Raw genomic sequence first — 5,107 nt, 5'->3', positions numbered from 1 at the left:
ACTGTTGGCCCACACGCGCCCAAACATCGCAATGCGTTCGAGCAGCAACTTGCGGCCCTCGAAGGTTGTTCTGGCATCCTTGTGGCTGTTCATCCGGGGGAATTCCTCTGGAAGTTCTGAAGCGTCGTAACTCCAGTCTCCAAGACTCTTCCGGGCGAACAACCTATTGAGACATCACAGCTAGGAGTCACGTGGGCGTGATCGGCCGCGACTTCGGGTTACCTGCGCGTCCCGCAGGAACATGGTGTGAGCTGGAACGTCACCGACTGCCACGTGTGTCCGAGGTACAAGGAGGGCAGCCTGATCGGCGACCCCTGGTACGGCGCTGGCAGGCTGCTCGCGCAACTGGCGAACTTCGGCAACCCGCTTCACATCAACAAGTTCAGCCCACTGAGCGGATGCACGCCCCCGCGGTGGCCCCATGAGTGATCAACGAGGTAACCAGCTCGCCTCGCGTGACTTCCCTCAACGCCAGGCGAGCAGCCCAGGACGGTGCTACTCCCGCGCATCGCGCGGTATGCGAACGCACACGGTGGATGCCCACTCGATGCGCGGCCCACGCCGGCTTCGGGCTGGCCAAGAACCTGGGCATCGAGACCTCGGCGGTGCGCAACTACATCGACCGGTTTTTCAAGCGCTATCCGGGCGTGAAGCACTGCATGGACGAAACGCGCCTGTCGGCGAAGAGCGGTGGGTATGTGGCGACGGTGTTCGGTTCGGACCGCGCCTGTACCTGCCGGAGATCAATTCACCGAACGCCCCGCGGCGCAGAGCGGGCGGCATCAATGCGCGTGCCTTTGCTGGCGGAGATGGGGTGGGGGAACTGGGAGAGGGCGGCCAGCGCCAGTCGCGAAACTGAGGATGGCATCCAAGCACCGCGATCCAGGCGAGGGTGCCGCCAGGCGACGCCCAAGGGCAACAAAGCTCACGGTCTGGGTTAGGGGTTCACACGCTGCACTAGGACAGAGACAGGATGATGCTCCTGGTTCGAAGTTTGCCCCCGAGCGATTCAAATGGACTTCGGGACCGGCGCGTTGTGAGTCCCGGTGAGACGTCGAGGAGGAGGTGAGCGGTGGACCTGCAACTCGAGCCATGGGAGCTCAGCTCGGGAACGTGGTTTCGTGATCGAACTTCCGAGACATGGCGTCTCGCGGTGGCAAGCGACGGAACGGTTGTCGATCCAAGGTTGTCATCGCATGATGTTGCGCGGCTGATCGGTGCGAGCCGCGAATGCGACAGCGGCCAGTGGTTTCCCCCGGAGTTCGGCTATTCACAGCAGAGCGGCAAGCGGCTGAGCATGCTGATGCCCAAGCTGGATTCGCCATGGGCGCCGCCGTTTGGCGCCTCAGAGCTGGGACATGCTCGACCCCGAGGTCGCGGCCTGCGACAGACGCTGCTTCCCCTGACGCTGGCGTGTACGCAGGAAGAACGATCCATCTCCCAACCGGAACGCACCTTGCCGCCACTGCCGCCAGGTCAGTACCGGTTTGTCGTCAGCAAGTTCGGTATTTCAAGCCCGACCCTGGTGGCCGCTGAGCCGCGTAGAGGCAGGCTGTTCGCTCTGTTGCCGGAGTCGAGGAACTGGCTCGCACTGCAGCGGTGGTCCGGAGCAGCGTGGGGCCAGAAGTTGCTGAACCCCCGGGGCTGGCGGATGGAGCTCGTGCAGAACCGGGGCCCCGCAGTCGCCTACTGCCCATCAGCTTGCGGTGTTGCGTCGGTCTCGCCAAATGCTGTCGGCGCGGGTTACGCCGTTGAGCATGTTGGGGACGGCCCTGCGCTCGGCGGACCGGTAGCACGGGGACATGAGGTCTGGGCGCCTCTTCTGGCCGCGCCGGATCTGGTGCAGTTGATCGGTGTGCCTGTCGCGGCGACGGGCACGATCGTCTTGCCAACGCAATCACCGGTGCCGCAGCGAGGTTTCGAGGCGCCGGTCTTTGATGACTCGCAGGCAAACTGGCCTTGCGATGAAGGTCAGCTGGTTCTTCGACTGGAAGACAACGACAGGCGATGCGAATGGATCAAGTGGCCCGATGGGCGAAGTCCCCTCTTTGCATTGGGCTGCCCCTATCTCGCGGCCACAGGGACGTTCTGGCAGTTGTGCCGCAGAACCGCTGATAGCGGTTTCGAGTACGTCGAAATGGCGAGCTCGACACCGGCCATTGTCCCGATCCATTCACTGCGCCTGAGCACGGGTCGCGCCTGCTACCACGCAGCGCTGCGCATCGATGGTGATCCGTGGCAAGCAGGGCCAGGGGTGGACCATCGGTCTCCGGAGCTTGTCGCGCCCTTGCTGGAATCGGTGCATGACGGCGCCGTGATCGGACTCAGGATGAATGCGCCCGAGGGCGCCATGGCACTGCTGCAAAGCCACGCGCCGTGCCACGCCATCCTGCAATGGGAAGTGCCGGGCAGGCCCGCGGTGCCGTTCGGATCGCTCCACGTACGCAGGCCCTGGCTCGCGCTGCTGTTCGTCTACGACAACCACCTCTGGGTGCATCACCCCGAGCTGGCGCAGGTCGTCGGATGGAAGTTGACTCTCTGAGCAACGTCTTCATGTCCGGCTCCGAAGCGCTGATTGACCACCTCCATGGCCGCACCGCCGATGGGGTGCTGAAAGCGCATAGGGATTCGCCCATCGAACCCCGCCTTGGGCAAGCCCATTGCGGCGCTTGTGGCCGGGCTTGGTTCGGTGACGTGGACTACTGCCCCTACTGTGGACTTCCGAGCGCAAGCTCGCCAGCGAAGCCGGCTGCGGCCCCCTCGCCAGCGTTCGAGCGTGCCGAAGCTGCGCGAGAGCACGTCAGCCAGATCGATCGCCGTCCAGCGCAAGGCTGGGACGCGTTGAGCGTCCCTGTGCTCCTCGCCATTGATTCGGCTGCAGACGAACGCAGCTTGCCTCCGAAGTCCTCCCTGAACGCAACTGCTCTGGTGGCTGGGGTAGTGGTCATTGGTGCAATTGCCCTGGCGGCGCTTCCGCTTCTCGACGGGCAGATCGAAGCGCCACCAGGCGGCGCAGCGGCAGCGGGCTTGGTCATCGACAACGCATCGCCCGAAAGTCCTCACCGCGTTGCGCCACCGAACTCTCAAGCGCTGGTCCCCGCACCCGAGGCCGCGGCATCGACTCCTGTCGTCCTCGAAACGCGCGAGCAGTCGGTGCCGGAGGGCGACCCGAGCATGAGCGAGCCGATGGCAACAGCCGAGGTCATGCCGGATGCAGAGAGGCAGGCGCCGCTGAAGGCCCAGCCTTCGGTACCGCTGCCGCGCCACCGAGCCCTGTGCTCCGCCGCCAGTGAAGCGGCGGGACTCTGCAACCCGAACTGAGGCGAAACACCGAAGGAGACGCCATGTACGCAACGAAAGGAAAAGCCAGCGCCGGCCGGCGGTGGATGCGACAACTGCTGCTGCTCTCGGGCTTCCTCGTCGCTGCCGCTGCACCGGCAGAAACCATCGTGACGGGCGGGAAGACGGGGACGTATTACCAGATCGGACTGAATCTGAAGGATATCGTCGCCCCTGCCTTGCAGGTCCGCGAGTCGAAGGGATCCTGGGCGAACGTGGAGGATCTGAGCCAGACCAAGGGCGTCGGTCTGGCCATCGTTCAGTCCGACGTGTACTCGGCGTTCGTCTACCTCCGCGACAACCCGCAGGTTCCGAGTGACACGCGCCGGCAGTATGCGCATCTGCTCGCGAACCTTCGTGTGTTCATGCCGCTGTATCGCGAGGAGATTCATTTCCTCGTCAGGAAGGACAGCCCGCTCGAGTACATCCACCAGATCCAGGGGGCTCGCATTTGGATGGATGCTGAAAAGAGCGGGACCTACCTCACGGCATTGAACATCTACAGCAAGATGTTCAACGAGCGTCCGACCGTCGTGTCGCCTTTCCTGAATCCAACAGTGATCGGTGACGATGAAGGAACGAGAACGAGGCGCTCGGCCCTGATGGTGTTGAGCGACCCGGATTACTACAAGGACTTCCCCGCGATGGATGTCGTCGTGCTGGTAGGAGGCCAGCCGCTCAAGCTGTTGGAGACGAACATCCCGGACAACCTGAAACTCCTGAAGTTCGACCCGAACCATCCGGCGTCGGCGCGGCTCCTTCAGGAATACAAGAGGGCTGACATCCAGCAGACGAGCTATCCGTTGCTGAACATCGCGGATGCCAGCCAACCCTCGTTGTCCGTGGACTCGTACCTGATCACGGCGAACTTCATCGACCCGAGTCGCCAGCAATTCGTGGCCGGCCTGGCCGACAGATTTTGCGAAAGCTTCGACGAGCTCCAGGCGAAGGGGCATCCGAAATGGAAAGCACTGACCTGGAAGCCCGGTTCACCCCTGCCGGCCCTCAGTGCCGGTTGGCAGTACTCATCGAGCGTCAAGGAGCACTTGAGTCGCTGCGCGCCCCAGGAGACGGCGTCGCTTGCGCGCAGTGCGTGCAGGCCGCAGGACCGGTTTGCGGGTCTGTGCAGGTAGGGTCGTCACGATGATGACATCGACCGACAAGCTGCCCGACGGCGTGTCCACGGCACTGGACCGAACGCGCTGCACTCCCGCCCCAGGTCAGCGTGGATGGAGGGTGTGTCTGAAGGATGCCAGGGGGCGAGAAATGGTGGCCATCGAGCTATCCAGTTCGCTGGCCGTGCAAAAACTCGCAGCGGATCTTTACGCGCTTGGATACCGAATTGACGGCTCGGACCCCGCGCCGAGTATCGCTTTCATCCTTGAATAGGGGTGTCGGAGACCGTATTCGAAAGGTTCTTGGTATTGCGGGGAGATCAACTCACCCAATGCCTTAGGCGCTTCGCCTCTCAACCTGCTTTGCTCCAAGGATCGGCCCGACCGTGCGGATGATTTGAATCACCGCCGGACCCGGCGGCCGACCTGATCACGCTGTCGAGGGTCAAGGTGCAGCAGACGCTGGATGCGCAGGGACGAAAGCACGAAGATGATCATGCAGGTGCACGACGAGCTGGTGTTCGAGGTGCCCGAGGGTGAGGTGGAGTGGGTGCGCGCGGAGGTCCCCGCATCATGGCCGGTGTGGCGCAGGCGCGGGTGCCGCTGGTGGCGGAGGTGGGTGCGGGGGTGAATTGGGAGAGGGCGCACCAGGT

General features: G+C 63.6%; 4 protein-coding genes and 2 pseudogenes. All 6 read left to right on the top strand.

All coding sequences use genetic code 11. From position 1 onward, the window contains the following. Positions 1–246: 246 nt before the first annotated feature. Positions 247–429, top strand: coding sequence for a hypothetical protein (locus tag WG922_RS21850; protein ID WP_340285156.1), 183 nt, complete (start codon positions 247–249; stop codon positions 427–429). Positions 430–560: 131 nt separating this feature from the next. Then, positions 561–772: pseudogene (locus WG922_RS21845) on the top strand (DNA polymerase); the annotation flags it as partial. A gap of 300 nt (positions 773–1,072) precedes the next feature. Continuing rightward, positions 1,073–2,542, top strand: coding sequence for a hypothetical protein (locus WG922_RS21840; RefSeq protein ID WP_340285155.1), 1,470 nt, complete (start codon positions 1,073–1,075; stop codon positions 2,540–2,542). Beyond that, entirely contained in the window at positions 2,524–3,321 is a 798-nt protein-coding gene (locus WG922_RS21835) for a hypothetical protein (protein ID WP_340285154.1), read from the top strand. Before WG922_RS21840 ends, WG922_RS21835 begins: the two co-directional genes overlap by 19 nt. Before the next feature lie 23 nt (positions 3,322–3,344). Next, entirely contained in the window at positions 3,345–4,472 is a 1,128-nt protein-coding gene (locus WG922_RS21830) for a TAXI family TRAP transporter solute-binding subunit (RefSeq protein WP_340285153.1), read from the top strand. A gap of 399 nt (positions 4,473–4,871) precedes the next feature. Next, positions 4,872–5,107 (top strand): annotated as a pseudogene (locus WG922_RS21825) (DNA polymerase); the annotation flags it as partial.

The organism is Ramlibacter sp. AN1015 (assembly GCF_037726105.1).
Lineage (GTDB): Bacteria > Pseudomonadota > Gammaproteobacteria > Burkholderiales > Burkholderiaceae_C > Ramlibacter.
Note: the sequence above shows the minus strand (reverse complement) of the source record. Positions and strands in the feature narration are given on the sequence as shown.

Bases quoted from the DNA above. Each gene is read 5' to 3' on its own strand.
- WG922_RS21835 (WP_340285154.1), top strand. From the start codon at position 2,524: ATGGAAGTTGACTCTCTGAGCAACGTCTTCATGTCCGGCTCCGAAGCG.
- WG922_RS21830 (WP_340285153.1), top strand. From the start codon at position 3,345: ATGTACGCAACGAAAGGAAAAGCCAGCGCCGGCCGGCGGTGGATGCGA.